The organism is Arenimonas sp. GDDSR-1 (assembly GCF_025980345.1).
Taxonomy (GTDB): domain Bacteria; phylum Pseudomonadota; class Gammaproteobacteria; order Xanthomonadales; family Xanthomonadaceae; genus Arenimonas.
This window is the reverse complement of record NZ_JAPDUI010000023.1, coordinates 1-21,514: the sequence shown is the minus strand read 5'-3', so window position 1 is coordinate 21,514 and position 21,514 is coordinate 1. Positions and strand designations below refer to the sequence as shown.

At 63.0% G+C, this 21,514-nt stretch carries 15 protein-coding genes and 1 riboswitch; of the genes, 12 read left to right on the top strand and 3 right to left on the bottom strand.

The annotated features are described in order from the left end of the window. Positions 1-66: 66 nt before the first annotated feature. The 5 genes from Q0W88_RS05595 to Q0W88_RS05575 all read left to right on the top strand — a co-directional run bounded on the left by Q0W88_RS05595 (position 67) and on the right by Q0W88_RS05575 (position 5,016). Positions 67-2,154 (top strand): molybdopterin-dependent oxidoreductase, encoded by a 2,088-nt coding sequence (locus Q0W88_RS05595; protein ID WP_297800944.1) that lies wholly within the window; start codon positions 67-69, stop codon positions 2,152-2,154. A gap of 107 nt (positions 2,155-2,261) precedes the next feature. Further along, complete coding sequence (locus Q0W88_RS05590; RefSeq protein WP_297800942.1) at positions 2,262-3,212, top strand: transporter; 951 nt, start codon at positions 2,262-2,264, stop codon at positions 3,210-3,212. A gap of 112 nt (positions 3,213-3,324) precedes the next feature. Then, on the top strand, positions 3,325-3,795 hold the full coding sequence (locus tag Q0W88_RS05585) for a bacteriohemerythrin (RefSeq protein WP_297800940.1): 471 nt from the start codon (positions 3,325-3,327) through the stop codon (positions 3,793-3,795). Positions 3,796-3,805: 10 nt separating this feature from the next. Next, on the top strand, positions 3,806-4,216 hold the full coding sequence (locus Q0W88_RS05580; protein ID WP_297800938.1) for a bacteriohemerythrin: 411 nt from the start codon (positions 3,806-3,808) through the stop codon (positions 4,214-4,216). A gap of 260 nt (positions 4,217-4,476) precedes the next feature. Continuing rightward, positions 4,477-5,016, top strand: a complete 540-nt coding sequence (locus tag Q0W88_RS05575; RefSeq protein ID WP_297800936.1) for a hypothetical protein — start codon at positions 4,477-4,479, stop codon at positions 5,014-5,016. A gap of 1 nt (position 5,017) precedes the next feature. Here Q0W88_RS05575 and Q0W88_RS05570 read toward each other — a convergent pair whose 3' ends face one another. Then, the gene (locus tag Q0W88_RS05570; protein WP_297800934.1) at positions 5,018-6,184 is read right to left on the bottom strand and encodes a serine hydrolase; all 1,167 of its coding nucleotides are present in this window, start codon (positions 6,182-6,184) and stop codon (positions 5,018-5,020) included. 140 nt (positions 6,185-6,324) lie between these two features. Here Q0W88_RS05570 and Q0W88_RS05565 point away from each other — a divergent pair, with 140 nt between their 5' ends. From Q0W88_RS05565 to Q0W88_RS05545, 5 genes are read left to right on the top strand one after another with little or no spacing between them, the layout of a single operon-like run. Then, positions 6,325-8,814: a glycogen/starch/alpha-glucan phosphorylase gene (locus tag Q0W88_RS05565; RefSeq protein WP_297800932.1), complete on the top strand. Its 2,490-nt coding sequence runs from the start codon at positions 6,325-6,327 to the stop codon at positions 8,812-8,814. Beyond that, positions 8,807-10,960, top strand: coding sequence for a 1,4-alpha-glucan branching protein GlgB (gene glgB / locus Q0W88_RS05560; RefSeq protein WP_297800930.1), 2,154 nt, complete (start codon positions 8,807-8,809; stop codon positions 10,958-10,960). The genes Q0W88_RS05565 and glgB overlap by 8 nt, the downstream gene beginning before the upstream one ends. Next, on the top strand, positions 10,957-13,065 hold the full coding sequence (glgX, locus tag Q0W88_RS05555) for a glycogen debranching protein GlgX (protein ID WP_297800928.1): 2,109 nt from the start codon (positions 10,957-10,959) through the stop codon (positions 13,063-13,065). Before glgB ends, glgX begins: the two co-directional genes overlap by 4 nt. Continuing rightward, positions 13,062-14,582: a 4-alpha-glucanotransferase gene (gene malQ / locus Q0W88_RS05550; protein WP_297800926.1), complete on the top strand. Its 1,521-nt coding sequence runs from the start codon at positions 13,062-13,064 to the stop codon at positions 14,580-14,582. The genes glgX and malQ overlap by 4 nt, the downstream gene beginning before the upstream one ends. Next, positions 14,582-15,106, top strand: coding sequence for a GNAT family N-acetyltransferase (locus tag Q0W88_RS05545; protein ID WP_297800924.1), 525 nt, complete (start codon positions 14,582-14,584; stop codon positions 15,104-15,106). Before malQ ends, Q0W88_RS05545 begins: the two co-directional genes overlap by 1 nt. Here Q0W88_RS05545 and Q0W88_RS05540 read toward each other — a convergent pair. Further along, positions 15,087-16,916, bottom strand: coding sequence for a sulfotransferase (locus Q0W88_RS05540; protein WP_297800922.1), 1,830 nt, complete (start codon positions 16,914-16,916; stop codon positions 15,087-15,089). The genes Q0W88_RS05545 and Q0W88_RS05540 overlap by 20 nt on opposite strands. Before the next feature lie 48 nt (positions 16,917-16,964). Further along, positions 16,965-18,824, bottom strand: coding sequence for a phosphomethylpyrimidine synthase ThiC (thiC, locus tag Q0W88_RS05535; RefSeq protein ID WP_297800920.1), 1,860 nt, complete (start codon positions 18,822-18,824; stop codon positions 16,965-16,967). A 33-nt stretch (positions 18,825-18,857) separates the two neighbouring features. Beyond that, positions 18,858-18,946, bottom strand: a riboswitch (TPP riboswitch). A gap of 114 nt (positions 18,947-19,060) precedes the next feature. On the opposite strand from thiC, the gene Q0W88_RS05530 reads away from it, so the two are divergent. After that, positions 19,061-19,807, top strand: a complete 747-nt coding sequence (locus Q0W88_RS05530) for a helix-turn-helix domain-containing protein (RefSeq protein WP_297800918.1) — start codon at positions 19,061-19,063, stop codon at positions 19,805-19,807. 78 nt (positions 19,808-19,885) lie between these two features. Further along, positions 19,886-21,514 (top strand): cbb3-type cytochrome c oxidase subunit I (locus Q0W88_RS05525; RefSeq protein ID WP_297800916.1); only part of this gene is annotated, 1,629 nt, incomplete at its 3' end.

Below are 21,514 nucleotides of genomic sequence, written 5' to 3'. Positions count from 1 at the left end.
ATCGCGCTTGCGTCTGCAGGTACGACCCCTTAATCTTGGACTTTCCCGTGCTGGAAGTCTGTCGCCATGGCCCGCCATTCCAAGTTCCGCGCCTGCCCGCTGTGCGAAGCCATCTGCGGTCTCGAACTGCAGTACGACGACGGCCGGCTCGCGGCCATCCGCGGTGACGACGCCGATCCGTTCAGCCGCGGCCACATCTGCCCGAAGGGCAACGCCATCCTCGATCTGGAAAACGACCCCGACCGTCTGCGCCGGCCGATGCGGCGCGAAAACGGACAGTGGCATGAAATCGGCTGGGACGACGCCTTTGCTTTTGCCGGCGAACGCCTGGCCGCCATTCAGGCCGAACACGGTGCCGCCGCCGTCGGCGCCTATCTCGGCAATCCGAACGTGCATCATTTCGGACACATCGCCTATCTGCCGTCCCTGCTCAAACTGATCCGCAGCCCGAATGTGTTCAGCGCCTCTTCGGTCGACCAATGGCCGCACCAGCTGGTCAACGCGCAGATGTACGGCCATCAATTCCTGCTGCCGGTTCCGGACATCGATCATACCGATTATTTCCTGATGCTCGGCGCCAATCCCATCGCCTCCAACGGCAGCCTGATGACGGTTCCCGATGTGCGCGCACGCATCAAGGCATTGACCGCGCGCGGCAAGCTGGTGGTCATCGATCCGCGGCGCACCGAAACCGCAGAGCTGGCCAGTGAACATCACTTCATTACCCCCGCCACCGATGTGTGTTTTCTTCTGGGTTTCCTGCATGCGTTGCAGGCGCACGGACCGCCACGCCTGGCGGCTTACTCCGGAAAATTGCAGGGCTTCGATGCGGCGATGGCGGCCATCAACGCGATAGCGATTCCCGCTAGCGATGCACGGACCGGCATTCCGGCCGAAACCCTCAAACGTCTGGCCGGCGAGTTCTACAATGCCGAACGTGCCGTTGCTTACGGCCGCATGGGCGTCTCGGTGCAGGAACACGGAAGCCTGTGCCAATGGCTGCTGCAACTGATCAATCTGTACACCGGCAATCTGGACAAACCCGGCGGTGCCTTGGTGAACGACGCTGCACTGCCGATTACCGGCCCGGGCACCTCGCCCGGTGCCCGCGGGCGCTGGAAAAGCCGCGTCCGGGGCTTGCCGGAATTCGCCGGCGAACTGCCGGTGGCGGCGTTGCGCGAAGAAATCGTCACGCCAGGGCCGGGCCGGATCCGGGCCTTGATCACCAGCGCCGGCAATCCGGTGCTGTCCACCCCCGATGGCAGGGCGCTCGATGACGCGTTGGCCGGCTTGGATTTCATGCTCAGCATCGACATCTACATCAATGAAAGCACGCGACATGCCGATCTGATCCTGCCCCCGGCGTCTTTCCTGAGCCAGGACCACTACGACTCGGTATTCAATGCCTTCGCCGTGCGCCGGGTAGCACGCCTGAACCGGCCGGTGCAGGAGCGCGCCCCGGAAGAGCGCGCCGACTGGCAAATCATCAACGGGCTGGGCGCGGCGTTCGCCGCCGCCTGCGGACGCGAATGGCGGATGCTACCGCCGCCGAAAGCACTCATCGCCGCCGGGCTGGCACGCGGCGGTTCCGGCCTGTCCATGGCCGAGCTGGAGGCCGCCGAACACGGGCTGGACCTCGGCCCGCTGCAGCCCGGCCTGCTGGCGCGGCTTGAAACCGCGAGCGGCTGCATCGAGGCGGCGCCCCGCCTGTTCATCGAAGCACTGGAAGCCCTGGCGGCAGAATCGGCCACTGTGCCGACCGATGACGCCCTGCTGCTCGTTGGCCGTCGCGACATCCGCAGCAACAATTCCTGGATGCACAACGCCCCCCGACTGGTCAAAGGACCAACACGCCATGAACTCTGGATGCATGCCGACGATCTCGATCGACGCGGTCTGAACGACGGACAGACCGTGCGGGTAAGCTCCCGGACCGGCAGCATCGCGGTTACGGTCAAGGCCAGCGAAGCCGTGCGCCCGGGCGTGGTCTGCCTGCCGCACGGTTTCGGCCACCAACGTGAAGGGCTGCGTCTGCGCCGTGCCGAAGCCGTGGCCGGACCGAGCTACAACGACCTGACCGATGCCGGGGCGCTGGATGGCCCGTCGGGCAATGCTGCCCTCAACGGCGTCCGCGTCCGGGTCTCACCGGCGTGAATTCAGCGTGATGGCGGCAGCGGCCCGATTTGACATTCATCAAACACGCGTTAATCTGAGAAAAGCGTCACATAAAACCAAAACCACCACCAGATTAGGGGATATTCATGCGTAACCATTGCCTCGCCCTGACCGGCGCCGCTGTTATGGCCGCCGGGTTGTTCGGCTCCGCCCATGTCCATGCCCAGGCCCAGGGCGACGGACCGCGGGCCTACCAAATGCTGCCCGAGGGCGTGCACGCCCTGTCGGTCTATGGCATTTTCCAGGACGGCAACGAAACCATCGATCCGGCCACCATCATCGAAGGTTCCGATATTTCCATCGATATCGGCATCGTGCAGTACGTGCATCCGATCAGTGTCCGCGGCCAGGCCAGCGGCCTGTTCGTGGCCCTGCCGTTCGGCCAGGTCGATGGCTCCCTTACTGCACGCCCGCCGTTCAACGGCATCAGCGGTGACGCCTCGGGCGTCGGCGATGTGGTGCTTGGCGCAGTGATCGGACTGAAAGGCTCGCCTTCGCTGTCCTTGCAGGACTATGCCAAATTCAAACCCGGATTCTCCATCGGAGCATTGACCAAACTGACCCTGCCGACCGGCTCCTATACCCAGGACAAAGCGCTCAATCTCGGTGCCAACCGCTGGAACCTGCAATTGGGCGCACCGATGGGTTGGGTCATCGGTGAATCCTATCTGGATCCGAAACTGACCTCTTTCGAACTGCTGCCCTCGGTCACTTTTTACGGCGACAATGATGAGCCGTTCCGTGCCAATACGACGAGCCAGGAGCCGATTTTCCGGTTGGAAGGCCACATCACCCGCAACCTGAACAAAGCCGTCTGGATTTCCGCCGACGCGCTGGTTTCCAATGGCGGCGAAACCGAAACCGACGGTGTCGACAACAACAACCGCCAGTATTCCCTGAAGCTGGGCGCCACCCTCAGCGTGGCCGTAGCCAAGACCGCCAGCCTCAAGTTTTCCTACGGTGAAACCGTAGACAGCAACAAGACCAACAGTTCGGACGGCAAGATGTTCCGGGTGGTCGGAACCCTGCTGTTTTGAGCAAAAAATCCGGCCCGACAGCCGACTTGATTTGAGTCAAAACGCACCGGTTCCGGCATGCCTATGATTTCCCCATGAACGCGGTGCATCCGCACCGCTATGGGGAAATGACATGGCTTATCTCAAGTGGTCCAGCGAACTCGATACCGGCATCGATGTCATCGACGGCCAGCACCGCCGCATCGTCGATTACGTCAATCAGCTGCACGACGCCCGCGAACGCAACGACAAGGATGCCATCGCCGATGTCATCGAATCGACAGTGGAATACACGCTCTCGCATTTCGGTTTCGAGGAATCCCTGATGGAAGATGCCGGCTATGCCCTCAGCAAGCCACATAAACGTGTGCATGAGCTATTCGTCAAACGCGTTGCCGATCTGCAGATGCGATTCCGTGCCGGTGAGGATATTTCCGGTGAGCTGCATGGCCTGCTCTCGCGCTGGCTGGTCAACCACATCCGCAACGACGACCACGACTATGTCGAATCGGTGAAACGCAACATGCAGCGCCTGACCCGTGAAACCCACGAAGGCGGCTGGCTGTCACGCTCGATCGGTCGCTTCTTCGGCAGCCACCGGTAAGGGCTTGGCCATGCAGCACCTGACCTGGACAAGCGACCTGAACCTCGGCATCGATGTCATCGACGGCCAGCATCGTTTGATTGCCGACTACCTGAACCGGTTGGCGGATGCCAAGAAAAAGGGGGATACCGCCGCCATCGCCGAGGTTTTCGAGCAGACCTCCGACTACGCCCTGTTCCATTTCGGCTTCGAGGAAAGCCTGCTTGAAGAAGCCGGTTACGATCTGCTGGACACGCACCGCAAGGCCCATAACGTATTCATCGTGCAGGTCCATGCGCTGCAACTACGGTTCCGCGCCGGCGAGGACTGCGTCGAAGCCTTGCATACACTTCTTGCCTCCTGGCTGTTCAACCACATCCGAAAGGAAGACCGGGCCTACGTGGATGCGGTCAAAGCCTATTTAGGCGCGACCCATCACTGAACCGGGAGTTTCGTACCGATCCCCTCTTGCCCGCCGTCAAGGCGGGCTTTTTTGGCCCAAGCAAGGACAGAGTTCACAATTGCGCCACAAGCTCGCATACCGGATACGTATGATGGGGTTGCCTTGCGGGTTCGGCCCGTACCCGATTGCTGTCCTTCCAAGGGGGATTCCTATGCTGACGATGTTTCTTCTGATTAGCGGCTACCGTCTCGGCGGTCTGCTGAAACCGGCTTCGAAAGCCGATTCCGGAAACTGATCCGATGCGCGCCGTCCTCGCCGGACTGCTTGTTTTCCTGTTGACCGGATGCGCGCCGAATTCCGAAATACCGTCCACACCGCGTCAGACCGCCGAAGACTTTCGGGCATTTTATTTCCGCGACCACGGTCGTGGCATGCCCAGCAGTGCCGAACTCGATAAACTGGCACCGCTATTGACCCAGAAACTCCAGGAGCAGTTCAAAGCTGCCATCGAAGCACATGAATGCCATCATGCGAAAGTGGGCAATAGTGAGCCGCCCATTGTTCAGGGTGATCTGCTGACTTCACTGTTCGAAGGTGCCACCAGCGGCGGTGTCGGACCCATCAACACGAAGGGCGCCCATGCCGTGGCTGAAATGCACTGGACCTATGGCCCTTCACAATTCGACACCCAACCGACGCAATGGACCGATGCCTTGCTGCTCGAACGCGACAATGGACTTTGGCGTATCGCCGATATCGAACATCGGGGAACCTGGGATTTCGCGCAGAAAGGCCTGCTTTCGGAACGCCTGACCCTTATTGCTGAAGCCTGCCACTGATTCAATCCGGCGCGCTCAGGATTTGCCAGACTGCACGGCCAAGCGCCGCCAGAAAAGGATAGCCGAGCGTTTCGTACTCGTAACGGTCATCGTTGAAGATGCCGTCGGCATTCACGTACACATTGGCCGAAAGCAGACACTCCACATTTGAGCCCTCGGCAGTGAGGTATTCGACATCGGTGGCGAATCCGTAAGCATCGCCGACCTTGCCGACCAGCTGCAGACCTTCGGGTTTGCGTGCCCGGCTGTCGCCGAGCATGAAGAACCGCGCATAGCCGTCGGGATACTCAGTCTCGGCATAGACCGGGTCCCGGCTTTCCCGCGGCAGCATCGCCATGATCCGCAGCAGCTCGGTGCGCATGGATTCCGGAAGCGCCCAGCGCTGATGCGCCGGAACCGCTTCCGGATCGACCAAGGCTTTCAGCATCTGCTGCGAATCGGCGAGCGCGATGAAATTCGCCGCCGAGAAATCATGCGGGCCGGACTCCAGAACGCCGTCATCGCGCAGGAATCCCGAACCCGTTCGGGCATCGGCAAATGGAAACCGGCGCACCGAACCGATGCGTTCCGGGAACGTCGCCAACACCCGGCCGCCTTCATCGCGGACCTGCCCGGCGCGCGTGCGGACATTCTCGCGCACCGGCGCACTCATCCGGCTGATCAGACGCGCCTCCGGATAACCGAGCGCGGCCAGACGCGCATGAATGGCATCGACCCCGAGGAAATCATACAGGCGGTTGAACGGCGGGTTTTCGCTGACGGTGAAGATCCGGGTCAGGCTGCGGCGCAGGGATTCGAAATCCGGCTCATCATCCGGCCACTCGCCGCCGATGGGCGGCTGGCTGAATCCGATCCGTGCATTCAGATCGAGTCCAAGGGCGGCAATGCGTTCACAGGCCAGCACCGCCATGGGCAGCTTGGCGACGCTACCGGTACTGAACCAGCGCTCGCGGTTCAATTGCCAGGCCTGCCTGTGCCATCGGCCGCCCGCGCGGCGGTATTGGCAGAGAATCTGGATGCGGTACTCGGGATTGCGGGGCATGACGGAAAACGGCTCCGGCATGGCGGCGAAAACCCGCTGCCAGAACGGAGCCTGTGCATGAACCCCGGAATGCGCCAATGCCATCGGCAGGCCGATGCCGAATTTCAGTAATGTGCGTCGTTTCATGGACTTATCTTAACTCCACGGGCATGAATACGTTTGCATTTTCCTTGCCCCGCCGGAGCATGGCTTCTACACTGGCAATGGTTTCAATGACGCCGGCGTGGCGTTATTCCCACAATAATGAAAAGCCCGCCTGCCAACCCATGACTGACACCGCATCCCCTCTGGATTCCGCCTCCCGTGACACCCTGAAAAATGCAGTGGTGACCCGGTTCAACCACCTTGCCGCCCAACAGGCCGGCGTTCTGGACACGCGCGCCGCACTGCGGCTGGCCGCCGAAGCCTGCCGCGACGAGCTGGCCACGCGCTGGGCGGAAACCCAGCAGGCCGATGCCATTCGTGGCGAACGGGCTCCGTGCCGGCGGGTGCATTACCTTTCCATGGAGTTTCTGATGGGCCGCGCCATGGGCAATGCCCTGGCAGCGCTCGGGCTGGAGCCGGCCCTGCGGGAACGGATGGCCGCACACGGCATTGATTTGAGCACCGCGCTGGAAAGCGAGTCCGATGCCGCGCTCGGCAACGGTGGTCTCGGTCGTCTGGCCGCCTGCTTTCTGGATGCCTTTGCCGAGCTGGAGCTGCCCTCCTTCGGCTATGGACTGCGTTACCGCTTCGGTATGTTCAAACAGACCGCGCCCGATGGTGTGCAGGTGGAAACCGCCGATGACTGGCTGCGGGAACGCAGCAGCATCGAATACACCGTCGGCTTCGGCGGGCGGATCGAATCCACCCGCGCCGGCGGCCGTCTGGAAACCGACCGCGGCAGCGGCCGTCATTGGGTCCCCGCCGAACGCGTGCGTGCCCGTGCATTTGATTTCATCGTGCCAGCGCATCACGGCAGGCGGGTCTCCACCCTACGCCAGTGGCAGGCCCTGCCGGAACAGGCGATCGATTTCCAGGCCGTTGTCCGCGGCGATTATGCCACCGCTGCCAAACCCGAATGGCAGGCCGATGCCCTGAACTGGGTGCTGTATCCCGATGACAGCCATGCGGCCGGGCGCGAACTGCGTCTGCGCCAAGAAGCATTTCTGGTCAGCGCCTCGCTGCAGGACATGCTGCAGCGCCATCTGGCCGAATTCGGCACGCTCGAATGCCTCGGGCGCCGCAATGCCATCCATCTGAATGACACCCATCCGGCGTTGGCGCCGGCCGAGCTGATGCGTCTGCTGGTCGATGAACACGGCATGTCATGGGATGATGCCTGGCGCATCACCCGTGAAGCGGTGTCATACACCAACCACACCCTGATGCCGGAAGCCCTGGAAACCTGGCCGGTGGCCCTGATGGAATCGCTGCTGCCGCGCCATCTGGAAATCATCTACGACATCAACTTCCGGTTTCTGGCTGAAGTGCGTGCGCGCTTTCCCGACGACGAGGAATTGGCCAAGCGCGTTTCATTGATCGACGAGAGCGGGGAACGCCATGTGCGCATGGCATCGCTGGCGGTGGTCGCCTCGCACCGGGTGAACGGCGTGGCGGCCCTGCATTCACAGCTGATGGTCGAAACCATCTTTGCCGATTATGCCCTGCTTTATCCGGAACGCTTCCACAACGTCACCAATGGCGTTACGCCACGACGCTGGCTGCAGCAGGCCAATCCGGGACTGTCCGGCCTGCTCGATGCCCGCATCGGCACCGGCTGGCGCCGCGACCTGGACGGCCTGAGCGCACTGCGTGTACAGGCCGACGATCCGGTACTCGGACAGAGCCTGGGCCTGATCAAATTCGCCAACAAAGCGCGCCTGGCCGAACGTATCCTGCGCGAAACCGGCATCCGCGTCGACAGCCATTCCCTGTTCGACGTGCAGATCAAACGCATCCATGAGTACAAACGCCAACTGCTCAATCTGCTGCATGTGGTGGCGCGTTATCAGGCCATGCTGGCCGATCCAGCCGGCCCGGACGGCAACGGCTGGCAGGCGCGCACCGTCATCATCGCCGGCAAGGCCGCTTCGGCCTATCATACCGCCAAGCAGATCATCCGTCTGGCGCATGACATCGGCCATGTCATCAACGCCGATGAGCGCCTGCAGGGTCGGCTGAAGCTGGTGTTCCTGCCCAATTACGGCGTCAGTCTGGCCGAATCCATCATCCCGGCTGCCGACCTCTCGGAACAGATTTCCACTGCCGGCACTGAAGCCTCAGGCACCGGGAATATGAAGTTCGCGCTGAACGGTGCGCTGACCATCGGCACTTGGGACGGCGCCACCATCGAAATGGCCGAAGCCATCGGCGAAGCGGATGTGTTCGTGTTCGGCCACCGCGCCGACGGCATCGAGAAACTGCGTGATCTGGGCTATCTGCCGCTGTGGATCGCGCAACAGAATCCGGCCCTGCATGCGGTACTCGACGCCATCGGCCGCGGCACTTTCAGTCCCGGCGAACCGAACCGCTACAAGGCGCTGATCGATGATCTGGTCGGACGCGACCGCTACTTCCTGCTTGCCGACTTCGCCGACTACGTGGCGGCGCAGCAGCGCGTGGATGCGCTGTATGCGCAACCGGCGCGCTGGCAAGCGGCGGTGGCCCGCAATATCGCCGGCATGGGCGGTTTCTCCGCCGACCGCACCATCCGTGAGTACGTCGCACGGGTCTGGTCGGCCGACAGTCTGGACTCCGGCACGCGGCATGCTTGAGGCGCGCGACGCCGCCGATCTGCTTGCGGCGCGCCATGCCGATCCGTTCGCCGTGCTCGGTCTGCATGCCGGCGCCGATGGCCGGCTTTGGCTGCGGGCGCTGCTGCCCGGCGCGCAACAGGTCACGGTGATCGATGCCGCCAGCGGCAAGGCGCTCTGCAGCTTGCCCATCCGTGATGCCGCCGGTCTTTTCGAAGGCGCCATTCCGCGCCGGCGCAAATCCTTCGCCTACCGTCTGCGTATCCGCTGGCCGCACGGTGAAACCGAATTGGCCGATGCCTATGCATTCGGACCGCAGCTCGATGACCGCGATCTGGAGCAGCTGCGTGATGGCAATCATCCGGCACCTTATGCCGTGCTGGGTGCGCACACGCAGCGTGTGGACGGCATCGACGGCGTGCGTTTCGCGGTCTGGGCGCCGAATGCACGCAGGGTCAGCACCATCGGCAGCTTCAATGTCTGGGACGGCCGTCGGCACCCGATGCGCCTGCGGCATGCCGCGGGGGTCTGGGAAATCTTTATCCCGCACGCCACCCTCGGCGACCTGTATAAATTTGAAATCACCGACGCCGACGGCATCCTGTTGCCGGCCAAAGCCGATCCGTATGCGCGCGCCGCCGAACTGCGCCCCGGCACCGCCAGCCGCGTCGCGGGCCTGCCGGCACCGACACCGCTGCCGCAGGCACGCATCGCCGCGAACCGGGAAGTGCATGCCGGATCCTGGCGCAAAGGCGCGGACGGCGGATTCGCCCATTGGGATGCGCTGGCCGAAACGCTGCCGGCCTATGCCGCATCGCTGGGCTTTACCCACATACAGCTCATGCCGATCAGCGAACATCCGTTCGACGGTTCATGGGGCTACCAGACCCTCGGCCTGTTCGCGCCGAGCGCGCGTTTCGGGCCGCCCGAGGGGTTGCGCCGCTTCATCGATGCCTGCCATGCCCACGGTCTCGGCCTGCTGCTGGACTGGGTGCCGGCGCACTTTCCGATAGACGCCCATGGCCTGGCGCGCTTTGACGGCTCGGCGCTTTACGAATACGCCGATCCGCGCGAAGGCTGGCACCACGACTGGAACACCGCCATCTACAATTTCGGCCGCAACGAAGTCCGCAACTTCCTGAGCAGCAGTGCCCGTTACTGGATCGAGCGTTGGGGCGTCGATGGCCTGCGCGTCGACGCCGTCGCTTCCATGCTGTACCGGGATTATTCACGCAAGCCCGGCGAATGGCTGCCGAATGCCTTCGGCGGGCGCGAGAATCTGGAAGCGATAGCGCTGTTCCAACGCATCAATACCGAAATCGGCGGCAGCCCCGGCGCCATTACCGTGGCCGAAGAATCGACCGCCTTCCCCGGCGTGACCACGGCGGTACACGCCGGCGGCCTGGGTTTCCATTTCAAATGGAACATGGGCTGGATGAACGATTCCCTGCAGTACATGCATGAGGATCCGGTACACCGGCGCTGGCACCACGACAAAATCACCTTCAGTCTGGTGTATGCCTTCAGCGAGAATTTCATGCTGCCGCTTTCGCACGACGAAGTGGTGCATGGCAAAGGCTCGCTGCTGGCCAAGATGCCCGGCGATGACTGGCAGCGCTTCGCCAACCTGCGCGCTTACTACGGCTTCATGTGGGGCCATCCCGGGAAAAAACTGCTGTTCATGGGCCAGGAATTCGCGCAGCCGGACGAATGGCATCACGATCGGGAACTGCCTTGGGCGTTGCTTGAAAATGCACAACACGCCGGCATCCAGCGCCTGATCCGCGACCTCAATGCGCTCTACCGCGATAGGCCTGCGCTGCACGCGAAAGACTGCGAAGCGGAAGGTTTCCAATGGCTCAATGGCGGCGATGCCGACAACTCGGTGCTGTCCTGGCTGCGCCATGACGGAAACGGCAATGCCGTCATGGTGCTGTGCAACATGACCCCGGTACCGCGCCCGGCCTACCGCGTCGGCCTGCCGGAGGCGCTGCCACCGCGCTGGCAGGAAGCGCTGAATACCGATTCGCACCACTACGGCGGCAGTGACGTCGGCAATACCGGCGCCGTGCTGCAATGCCAGGACGTTGCCGCCGACGGCCATGTCCGCTCATTGGCCGTGACCTTGCCGCCGCTGTCCACCGTGTTCCTGGTGCCCGTCCCATGAGCGTCCTGCCCGAGCGCCTCGCGCCCGGTCGTGCGTCGCCGCTGGGGGCGCATGCCGTAAGCGGCGGGATCAACTTTGCGGTCTTTTCCCAGCGCGCCGAAGCCATCGAGCTCTGCCTGTATGCCGATGATGGCGTCACCGAACGCAAACGCTACCGGATGCACGGCCCGGACGACGGCATCTTCCATGGCTTTCTCGAGGGCGCCACGTCGGGTCTGCATTACGGCTACCGCGCACAGGGCGAATACCGGCCGGAACGCGGACGGCGCTTCAATGCCAACAAACTGCTGCTCGATCCGTACACGCGCGCGATCGAGGGCCGTTTCGACTGGCAGGATGAGCATCACGGCTGCCTGCGCGACCACCCCGAAGGCGACCGCCTTCCCGATGCCTGCGACAACGGTACCACCGCCCTGAAAAGCCGCGTGCTGGCCGATCCGGGACCGGCACCGGGCGGCGTCAACCGGCCGCGCCATGCCGCCGCCGATGTGGTGCTGTACGAACTGCATGTCAAAGGCTTCAGCATGCAGCTGCCGGGCCTCCCGGATCACCTGCGCGGCACGTTTGCGGCGCTCGCGCATCCGGCAGCGATTGCACACTTCAAGAGGTTGGGCGTCACCACCCTGTCGCTGCTGCCGGTGCAGTACGCCCTCAGCGAACGGCATCTCGCCGAAAAAGGCCTGGTGAATTACTGGGGATACAATCCCATCGGTTTCTTCTGCCCCGATCCGCGCCTGTGCGCCGCCAAGACGCCGGAAGCGCAACGCGAGGAGTTCCGGCAGACGGTGCAGGCCCTGCATGCACACGGCCTGGAGGTGGTGATCGATGTGGTGTTCAACCACACCGCCGAGGGCGGTGCCGATGGTCCGACCCTGTGCTTCCGCGGCCTGGACAACGCCAGCTGGTACATGCTCGCGCCGGATGACCGCAGCCGCTATGAAAACCACAGCGGTTGCGGCAATACCCTGCGCGTGGTGCATCCGCGCGTGGCGCAGTTCGTCATGGATGTGCTGCGTTACTGGGTCGAAGTGATGGGCGTCGACGGCTTCCGCTTCGATCTGGCGCCGGTACTCGGGCGCACGCGCCAGGGCTTCGATGCCTCGGCGCCGTTTTTCACGGCATTGCGCCAGGATCCGGTATTGGCCGATGTGCATTGGATCGCCGAACCCTGGGATACCGGCCCCGGAGGTTACCAGCTTGGCCGCTTTCCCGGGAAATTCCTGGAATGGAACGACCGCTTCCGTGATGCCGTGCGCGGTTACTGGCTCGGCACCGGCGTCAGCCGCGGCGAATTCGCGCGCCGCGTCACCGGCTCGAGCGATGTGTTCCACCACGGCGGCCGGCAGCCGGTGGCCAGCGTCAACTTCGTGGCCGCCCATGACGGCTTCACCCTGCAGGATGCCGTGAGTTTCACGCAGAAACACAACCATGCCAATGGCGAAGACAACCGCGACGGCCACGCACACGAAATCAGCGCCAACTTCGGCGCCGAAGGCGACAGCAGCGATGCCGCCATCCGCGATACCCGCATCCGCGTCCGGCGCGCCCTGCTGGCCACGGTGATGGTGGCACAGGGCACGCCGATGCTTTGCGCCGGTGATGAATTCGGCAACTCGCAGCACGGCAACAACAATGCCTACTGCCAGGACAATCCCACCGGCTGGCTGGACTGGTCGGCCGGCGACCGCGACCCGGGCACGGCCCTGCTGGTCGCCAAGCTGGCGGCGCTGCGCCGCATCAATCCGCTGCTGCGGCATCCGCGCTGGTTCGCCGACGAGGGCGATACCAGCTGTACGCCGCAACTGCACTGGTACACCGCGGCCGGCGAACGCATGGCCATCGCCGACTGGCACGACCGCAGCGACAGCGTTTTCGCCTGCCAGGTGCAGGACGGCGCGCAGGCGGTGCCGGATTCCTGCGTGGTGTTCAATCCGCAGAACGCCGACCGTGAGGTCCGCCTCGCGCACGGTCCGTGGCGGATCGTGCTCGATACCACCGCGCCGGAAGCGCCGGCCTCGCACGAACCGATTTATCATGTCACCGTCCCCGCGCACTCCCTGTTGATTCTCGCGCGCGCCCAAACTGCACAGGAGCTTCATCCATGATCGATCTGCAACAACGCCAAGCCGGTGTGCTGCTGCATGTCACCTCGCTGCCCGGTCCGAACGGCATCGGCGATTTCGGACCGGATGCATTCCGGTTCGTGGACTGGCTGGCCAGCGCCGGACAGAAAATCTGGCAGTGGTTGCCGACCACGCCGATCGGTCCGGGCGATTCGCCGTACCAGAGCGTGTCGGCATTCGCCGGATCGCCGCTGATGGTGGCGCTGGAGCCGCTGCTGATGGCCGGCTGGCTGGACAAACCGGCGATGCCGGAAAGCGGATTCAATGCGCTGCGCGTCGATTTCGCCCAGGTGGTGCCCTGGCGGCTGACCCAGCTGCGCGCGGCATTTTCCGGATTCACAGGCAAGAACAATGCCGGCGAGCAGGCCGCGTTTTCTGCGTGGCGTATCCGCGAAGCCGCCTGGCTGGATGATTACGCGCTGTTCATGGCCCTGGAAACCGAAAATGCCGGCAAGGCCTGGTGGCAATGGCCGGAGGCCCTGTGCCGCCGCGAAACCGCCGCCCTGGCCGAAGCACGCACGCGTCTGCGCGATGAAATCGCATTCTGGTCGTTCGTGCAATGGTGCTTCGACACCCAACTGGCCGCGCTCAAACAGTACGCCAACGGCAAGGGCATCGCTATCATGGGCGATCTGCCGATCTTCATCGCGCATCACAGTGCCGACTGCTGGTCGCGTCCGGACCTGTACACCCTGGATCAGCATTTCCAGCCGACCGTGGTCGCCGGCTGTCCGCCGGACGCGATGGCACCGACCGGACAACGCTGGGGCAATCCGCTGTACCGCTGGGATAAAATGGCGGAAGAGGATTATGCCTGGTGGAGCGCGCGCCTGAAACGGGCCCTGAACCAGGCCGATGTGTTCCGCATCGATCACTTCCGCGGTTTCGCCGGCTATTACGAAATTCCCGCGAGCTGTCCGACCGCCGAAGAGGGCCGCTGGATTCCCGGCCCGGGCAAGGCCCTGTTCGAGGCCATCGAGCGTACGCTCGGCCGGCTTCCGATCATCGCCGAAGATCTCGGCCTGATCACCGAAGACGTGATTGCCCTGCGCGACGGCTTCGCCTTTCCCGGCATGAAAATCCTGCAGTTCGGATTCGGCACCGACGGCACCGACGACTTCCTGCCGCACAACTGGGGCCGGAATTTCGTGGCCTATACCGGCACCCACGACAACGACACCGTGCGCGGCTGGTGGGATTCGGCCAGCGAACGCGAACGCGTCTATGCCGGCAGCTATCTGGCCACCGATGCCGACAATGCGCACTGGGCGATGATCCGTGCCTGTTGCAATTCGGTGGCGAACATTGCGGTGTTTCCGCTGCAAGATGTGCTCGGCCTGGACGGCGCGCACCGCATGAACGTGCCCGGCACCATCGGCGCGCACAACTGGACCTGGCGTTTCCACTGGGACTGGCTGGGCAGCGAACCGGCCCGCGTGCTCGGCCTGATCAGCGCCGCCAGCGGACGGGCGCCGATCGCCCTGTTGCCGCTGCCCTGATGCCGGACATCCGCATCCGCGATGCCGATGCAGATGATGCGTCCACGCTTCTGGCGCTGAATGATGTAGCCGTTCAACACACCAGCGCCATGGATGCTGTTCGGCTTCAGGAATTGCAGGCGATGGCGAGTTGCAACTGGCTGCTTACCGTCGATGGCTCCGTGGCCGGCTTCCTGCTGGCCATGCGCGAACGCGCCGGTTACGCCAATCCCAATTACGCGTTCTTCGCGGCACGCTATCCGGTGTTTCTGTACATCGACCGGATCGTCATCGCTCCGGAGCATGCCGGGCTGAAACTCGGCACCCGCCTCTACGAAGCGCTCTTCGAACGGGCACGAACACAGGGCGTGCCGGTCATCTGCTGTGAATACAATATCGAACCCCCGAACGAACCTTCACGGCGCTTCCATGACAAATTCGGCTTTGCCGAAATCGGGTCGCAATTGCTGGACGGCGGCCGGAAACGGGTTTCGCTGCAGGCCGCCCTTCCGGACGGAGTCCGGATCAGGAATCGGTTGCGATAAAACGCTCGGCGCGCGCCGCCTGCCCGGCGACAATCGGCCATATTTCGTTGATCAGGGCTTCATGGCGCTTCCATTTTTCAGGATCCGGCAGCGTCAGGGTATGTTTGGACAGCGGCAGGTCATCGAAGTGCGGAACCTGTGCGATTCCGCAGAAGGCGCAGACCCGGTCGAGCTCGGCCTTTGGTCCGGCCAGCAGATCTTCATAACGAACCTTCACCACGCACTGCGGATCCAGCGCTTCCAGATCGTCGAGCATGATCCGGGTTGCCGTCGCCCACTGATGCGCCACGATGTGATGCAGGGGCTGCCCTGCGATGTCGCGCCAGCCCGGCGTCAGCAGAAGCGACCATGGTAGGCCCGGCCAGCCGGGAAGGTCCGGATAAGTGCGGAATTTTCCGGATTGCCAGGCATCGATCATGCTGGCGAGCACCTGCTTCGGATCCCGGTAGAGATAGACGAACAGCGCATCGGGAAACAACTGCTTCATGAACGGAATGCGCAGCGCGTTCTTCGGAGTCTTTTCCAGCAGCCGCATCGGCGCTCCATTTCCGGGCTTGGTACCGTCCGGCCTGAAAGCGCTCTCCCAGAAACGGAACCGCAGTTCGCGCGCGATGTCCTGCGAACAATGCTTGGCGGCCAGCACATTGGAATCGAAGTTGCGCGAGCCCGGATGCAGCATACTGATGCTCTCCATCAGGCCGTGGCTCTCGCCGCCGATGCTGCACAGATCCGGACTTTTCTCCAGCGCCTCGAAGAACATGGTCGAACCCGAACGGGGGGCGCTGACCAGAATGACCGGACGCTCGATGCGTCCGCCGGCCTCGGGCCGTGATGCCGGCGATTCCCGGCCGGTATCGCGGTGCTCCTTGAACGTGCGTTTGGCATCCTTCAGGCAGTGCAGCATCAGTCCTTGGATAATTCCTCTTGTCAGCGGATAACCGCTTCTCAATTGCAGGTACTCGAAACGGCCCAAAGTCTGTATGAAGTCGTCTCGGAGTCTCGCGTATCGCGGGTAGGCAGCAGGATTGCTGCCGCATTCCGTCCACAGCGCCTGCCAAGCCAGCGTCAAATCGTAGGTGATTGCAGAAAGTGCTTGCAGGTCCGGATGGGGGGCTGCCTCATTGAACAGGAAACTGAAGTGTTCGCGCATTTCCCAGGGCGTCATCACCTCGGGAAGATTCTGCGTCTCCAGCCGGAGCGGCGGCGGCTCGCGGTGGAACACCGGAATGTGCTGCGGGCTCCAGCCGGGAATATCCATGCCGAGCGGGCGGCCGGCGCGGAACCACTGCCAGAATTCCTCGCCGCCGACGGTGTCGGCGACCAGATGGATGCGTTCTTCGCTGGCATCGTTGACGACGTTGTGCATGCTCCAGGTGTCGAAGATCCAGCATTCCCCGGCCGGCATGTGCATGTCCTGCTCGCCGCAGTAGAAGCGCACGCTGGGCTGGGTGACGATGGGCACATGCACGCGCATGCGCTCGCGCCAGTAGTAATTGGTATCGATATGGGGCGTGACCTCGGCCTGTCCGGATAATTTCATCAGGCGCGAACGGCCCCAGACGCCGCCGATGCAGCGCAGCACTTCCATCAGGTACGGACAGCTTTTCAGGTAGTCCGTCGGCATCATCGGGCCCGACATTTCGTCGTTGTTGTTGATGCCGTTCGGCGTGATCAGGGTCATCGCGAAATTGCCGGCATAGCCCTGCGGGTGCGGCTGCCAGGCCGAGGCATCGATGGCGGAGACCTCTTTCAACAGGCGGTCGGCATCGAAAGTCAGCGGCAGCTGGATGAACGGATAATCGAGTTTCATGGACGGACGGTTCCGGAATCGGGCGCCGAACGGCGCCTGTCTAGGATATCACTCCGGACGATAGACCTCGGCACCCTGCGCCAGGAATTCCTGCGATTTCTCGGCCATGCCCTTCGCCACATCCTGTTGGTCGGCGAACTCGCGCACATCCTGGCTGATTTTCATCGAACAGAAGTGCGGGCCACACATCGAGCAGAAGTGCGCGACTTTATGTGCCTGCTTGGGCATGGTCTCATCATGGTATTCGCGCGCGCGCTCCGGATCCAGACCGAGGTTGAACTGGTCCTCCCAGCGGAATTCGAAACGGGCTTTGCTCAGCGCGTTGTCACGCGCCTGCGCGCCCGGATGGCCTTTGGCCAGATCGGCGGCATGCGCGGCGATCTTGTAGGCCATCAGGCCTTCACGCACGTCCTGCTTGTTGGGCAGTCCGAGATGCTCCTTCGGGGTCACGTAACAGAGCATGGCGGTGCCGTACCAGCCGATCATGGCCGCGCCGATGGCGCTGGTGATGTGGTCGTAGCCCGGGGCGATGTCGGTGGTCAGCGGGCCGAGCGTATAGAACGGCGCTTCGCCGCACTCGCGCAGCTGCTTGTCCATGTTTTCCTTGATCAGGTGCATGGGCACATGGCCGGGGCCTTCGATGATGGTCTGTACGTCGTGCTTCCAGGCGATCTGGGTCAGTTCACCCAAGGTCTCCAGCTCGCCGAACTGGGCCTCGTCGTTGGCATCGGCAATCGAGCCCGGCCGCAGGCCGTCCCCGAGCGAGAAGCTGACGTCGTAGGCCTTCATGATCTCGCAGATGTCTTCGAAATGCGTGTACAGGAAATTTTCCTTGTGGTGCGCCAGACACCACTTGGCCATGATCGAACCGCCGCGCGAGACGATGCCGGTGACGCGTTTGGCGGTCATCGGCACGTAGCGCAGCAGCACGCCGGCGTGGATGGTGAAGTAGTCCACGCCCTGCTCGGCCTGCTCGATCAGGGTATCGCGGAAGATATCCCAGGTCAGTTCCTCGGCGCGGCCATCGACCTTCTCCAGCGCCTGGTAGATCGGCACGGTGCCGATCGGCACCGGTGAATTGCGCAGGATCCACTCGCGGGTTTCATGGATGTTCTTGCCGGTCGACAGATCCATCACCGTGTCCGCGCCCCAGCGGATCGACCAGACCAGTTTTTCCACTTCCTCGGCGATGCCGGAGGACACCGCCGAATTGCCGATGTTGGCATTGACCTTGGTCAGGAAGTTGCGGCCGATGATCATCGGCTCCAGTTCCGGGTGGTTGATGTTGGCCGGAATCACCGCGCGTCCGCGCGCCACTTCGCTGCGCACGAATTCCGGGGTGATTTTCTGCGGAATGCTGGCGCCGAAATTCTCGCCGCGGTGCTGGCGCAGCAGATGCGCTTCGCGGATGGCGTCGATGCGCTGGTTCTCGCGGATGGCGATGTATTCCATTTCCGGCGTGATGATGCCCCGGCGGGCGTAATGCATCTGGCTGACGTTGCCGCCGGCCAACGCGCGCCGCGGCGGTGGCCGGTTGCCGAAGCGGACGCCGTCGAGCGCGCCGTCACGTTCGCGGGCACGGCCGAACTCGGAACTCAGGCCGGCCAGGATTTCGCTGTCACCGCGCTCGGCGATCCAGGCCGCGCGCACCGGCGCCAGCCCGGCGAGCAGATCGATGGTCACGGCGGTATCGGTGTACGGACCGGAGGTGTCGTACACGCAGAACGGGTGGTTGATGTCTTCGCCGAACAGCTTCGGGGTCGGCGACAGCGCGATTTCGCGCATCGGCACGCGGATGTCCGGGCGCGAGCCGTCGACATGGATTTTGCGGGAGCCGGGAATCGGCGCGGTCACCGATTCGGAAAGGGTCTGGGCCTGCTGTTGCAGCGGATTGAGTTGCGCGTTCACGGGAATCCTCGGGCAATGAACGCAGGCGGCCCGATGATCGAGTCCGAAGCTCCCTCCGGCGGGGCTAACCGCATCAGGTTCTAAGGGTATGTCTCAGCCGTCCGGCACCCCTGCTTGAGTGCGTATTAGACCATAAAGAGCCGGATTCCGCCGCAACTTGGCTATAATTGAGGCATGCATAATCCAACCAGGCCCCCTGCCGCCAAACCCATGAGCCACGACCCTGCGGGAAGGCAATGAGCTATACCCCGTTCCGCAAGCAGCCTGCACCCGCCGATGACGGCGATGCCCTGCGTTTCTGCAGCACCTGTGCCTTTTCGCAGGCCTGTCTTTCGGAAGGCTACGACAAATCGGCGCTGATGGACCTGCATGTGCTGGTCGAGCACATCGGCCCCTTCCACGAAGGCGACGTGATCTTCCGCGAAGGCGATGATTTCAAGGCCATCGCCGCGGTGCGCGCCGGCACGGTAAAAACCACGGTCATCGACAGCAATGGCGATGCGCAGGTTCTGGGTTTCTTTTTCCCTGGGGAAGTAGTCGGCCTGAACGCCATCCACCAGAACAAGTATCCCTGCAATGTGGTGGCGCTGGATACGGTCATGCTGTGCCGATTTTCCTTCCCGAAAATGGCGGTTCTGGCCGGCAAGATGCCGGGCCTGCAGGCGCACCTGTTCCGCCTGTTGTCGCAGGACATCAACAAGGCGGCTCTGCTGGCCGGCGATTACAGCGCCGAACAGCGTTTGGCCGCTTTCCTGATTTCGGTTTCCCGGCGATACGCCGCACGCGGATTTTCGGCCAGCCATCTGCTGCTGACCATGAGCCGGACCGATATGGCCAATTACCTGCGCCTAGCCCCGGAGACGGTCAGCCGGGTGCTTCGCAGGATGCAGGACCACGGCCTGATCGAAGTGGACCGGCGCGAGTTCCATCTCGCCAAACGGGATGAACTGGAGGCATTGGCCAAGCCGGTCCTGCGCATTTGAATACGGCTTGACCTACATCAATGCAGCCGCCTTGATGCAAAGGCGACCATGACGCATCCCGAATGAAAGGACTGTGTCATGGATACCACGAAACGTTTATGGATCGGGCTGGGGTTGCTGTTGACCGTCGGCTTCGGTGTATTGCTCTGGATGGGTGGCGAAATCCACCGGCAGCAGCCGCCCATTCCCGAACAGGTTGTTACCGAAAGCGGGCGGACGGTTTTCACCCGCAGCGATATCGAAACCGGTCGGCAGGTCTGGCAGAGCATCGGCGGACAGCAACTGGGATCAATCTGGGGGCATGGCGCCCTGGTCGCCCCGGACTGGAGCGCGGACTGGCTTCACCGTGAATCCGAAGCCTGGCTGGATTTGCGGGCACGGGCACAATTCAACAAGGCCTTCGTTGATCTGAGCGCGGGCGAGCAGGCCAAACTCAAGGCCGAACTGCAGCCGGATATCCGCGGCAACCGCTTCGATGCGGCTACCGGAACACTGACCATCAGCGAGGAGCGGGCCAAGGCCATTGCCGCCGTGGCCGGCCATTACGAATCGGTATTCAGCAGCGATCCGACTAGCGCTTCGCTGCGCGAAACCTATGCCATGAAGGAAGGCACGGTGGATACCGCCGAACACCGCCGGCAAATGGGTGCTTTCTTTTTCTGGACCTCCTGGGCAGCGGTGACCCATCGCCCCGGCCAGGAGGTCAGTTATACCAACAACTGGCCGTATGACCCGACCGTCGGCAACCAGGCCACGTCGAGTACCTTCCTGTGGACGGTGTTCAGCGTGCTGTTCATGATTGCCGGTATCGCCCTGCTCGGCTGGCACTACGCGGTGTATCACGGCCGGGAAGGGGCCCCGACGCCGCCGGCAACCGATCCGCTGCGCGGCCTGAACATCACGCCCTCGATGAAGGCGACCGCGAAGTACTTCTGGGTGGTTCTGGCCCTGTTTCTGGTGCAGATCCTGCTCGGTGCATTCACTGCGCACTTCCAGGTCGAAGGCCAGAATTTTTACGGCTTCAATCTGGCCGAAGTACTGCCGTACTCACTGACCCGAAGCTGGCATACGCAGTTGGCCGTTTTATGGATCGCCACGGCCTGGCTCGGCACCGGTCTGTACATCGCACCGGCGATTTCCGGGGTTGAACCCAAATTCCAGCGCGCCGGGGTCAATTTCCTGTTCACCTGTCTGCTGATCATCGTGATCGGCGCTTTCACCGGCCAATGGTTTGCGGTCATGCAGAAACTCGGCTTGGCCAATAATTTCTGGTTCGGTCACCAGGGCTGGGAATACGTCGATATCGGCCGGTTCTGGCAGGCTTTCCTGTTCGTCGGCCTGATGGTCTGGCTGCTGCTGATGGGGCGTGCGCTGTGGCCGGCGCTGCGCCGCAAGGACGAAATGTCCTCCATCGTCGGATTGCTGTTCCTGTCCACCGTGGCCATCGGCATGTTCTACGCCGCCGGCCTGATGTGGGGCGAGCACACGCACCTCTCCATGGTGGAATACTGGCGCTGGTGGGTGGTGCATCTGTGGGTCGAAGGCTTCTTCGAGGTGTTCGCCGTGGCGGTGATGAGCTTCCTGTTCGTCAAGCTCGGCCTGGTGCGCGGCAAGACCGCCACCGTCAACGTGCTGTTCGCCACCATCGTGTTCATGGCCGGCGGCATCCTCGGCACCTTCCACCACCTGTACTTCACCGGCACCACC

What these genes read in the sequence shown, in the direction of transcription:
- Q0W88_RS05595 (WP_297800944.1), top strand. Translation starts at nt 67, where the DNA reads ATGGCCCGCCATTCCAAGTTCCGCGCCTGCCCGCTGTGCGAAGCCATC.
- Q0W88_RS05590 (WP_297800942.1), top strand. Translation starts at nt 2,262, where the DNA reads ATGCGTAACCATTGCCTCGCCCTGACCGGCGCCGCTGTTATGGCCGCC.
- Q0W88_RS05585 (WP_297800940.1), top strand. Translation starts at nt 3,325, where the DNA reads ATGGCTTATCTCAAGTGGTCCAGCGAACTCGATACCGGCATCGATGTC.
- Q0W88_RS05580 (WP_297800938.1), top strand. Translation starts at nt 3,806, where the DNA reads ATGCAGCACCTGACCTGGACAAGCGACCTGAACCTCGGCATCGATGTC.
- Q0W88_RS05575 (WP_297800936.1), top strand. Translation starts at nt 4,477, where the DNA reads ATGCGCGCCGTCCTCGCCGGACTGCTTGTTTTCCTGTTGACCGGATGC.
- Q0W88_RS05570 (WP_297800934.1), bottom strand. Translation starts at nt 6,184, where the DNA reads ATGAAACGACGCACATTACTGAAATTCGGCATCGGCCTGCCGATGGCA.
- Q0W88_RS05565 (WP_297800932.1), top strand. Translation starts at nt 6,325, where the DNA reads ATGACTGACACCGCATCCCCTCTGGATTCCGCCTCCCGTGACACCCTG.
- glgB (WP_297800930.1), top strand. Translation starts at nt 8,807, where the DNA reads ATGCTTGAGGCGCGCGACGCCGCCGATCTGCTTGCGGCGCGCCATGCC.
- glgX (WP_297800928.1), top strand. Translation starts at nt 10,957, where the DNA reads ATGAGCGTCCTGCCCGAGCGCCTCGCGCCCGGTCGTGCGTCGCCGCTG.
- malQ (WP_297800926.1), top strand. Translation starts at nt 13,062, where the DNA reads ATGATCGATCTGCAACAACGCCAAGCCGGTGTGCTGCTGCATGTCACC.
- Q0W88_RS05545 (WP_297800924.1), top strand. Translation starts at nt 14,582, where the DNA reads ATGCCGGACATCCGCATCCGCGATGCCGATGCAGATGATGCGTCCACG.
- Q0W88_RS05540 (WP_297800922.1), bottom strand. Translation starts at nt 16,916, where the DNA reads ATGAAACTCGATTATCCGTTCATCCAGCTGCCGCTGACTTTCGATGCC.
- Q0W88_RS05530 (WP_297800918.1), top strand. Translation starts at nt 19,061, where the DNA reads ATGAGCTATACCCCGTTCCGCAAGCAGCCTGCACCCGCCGATGACGGC.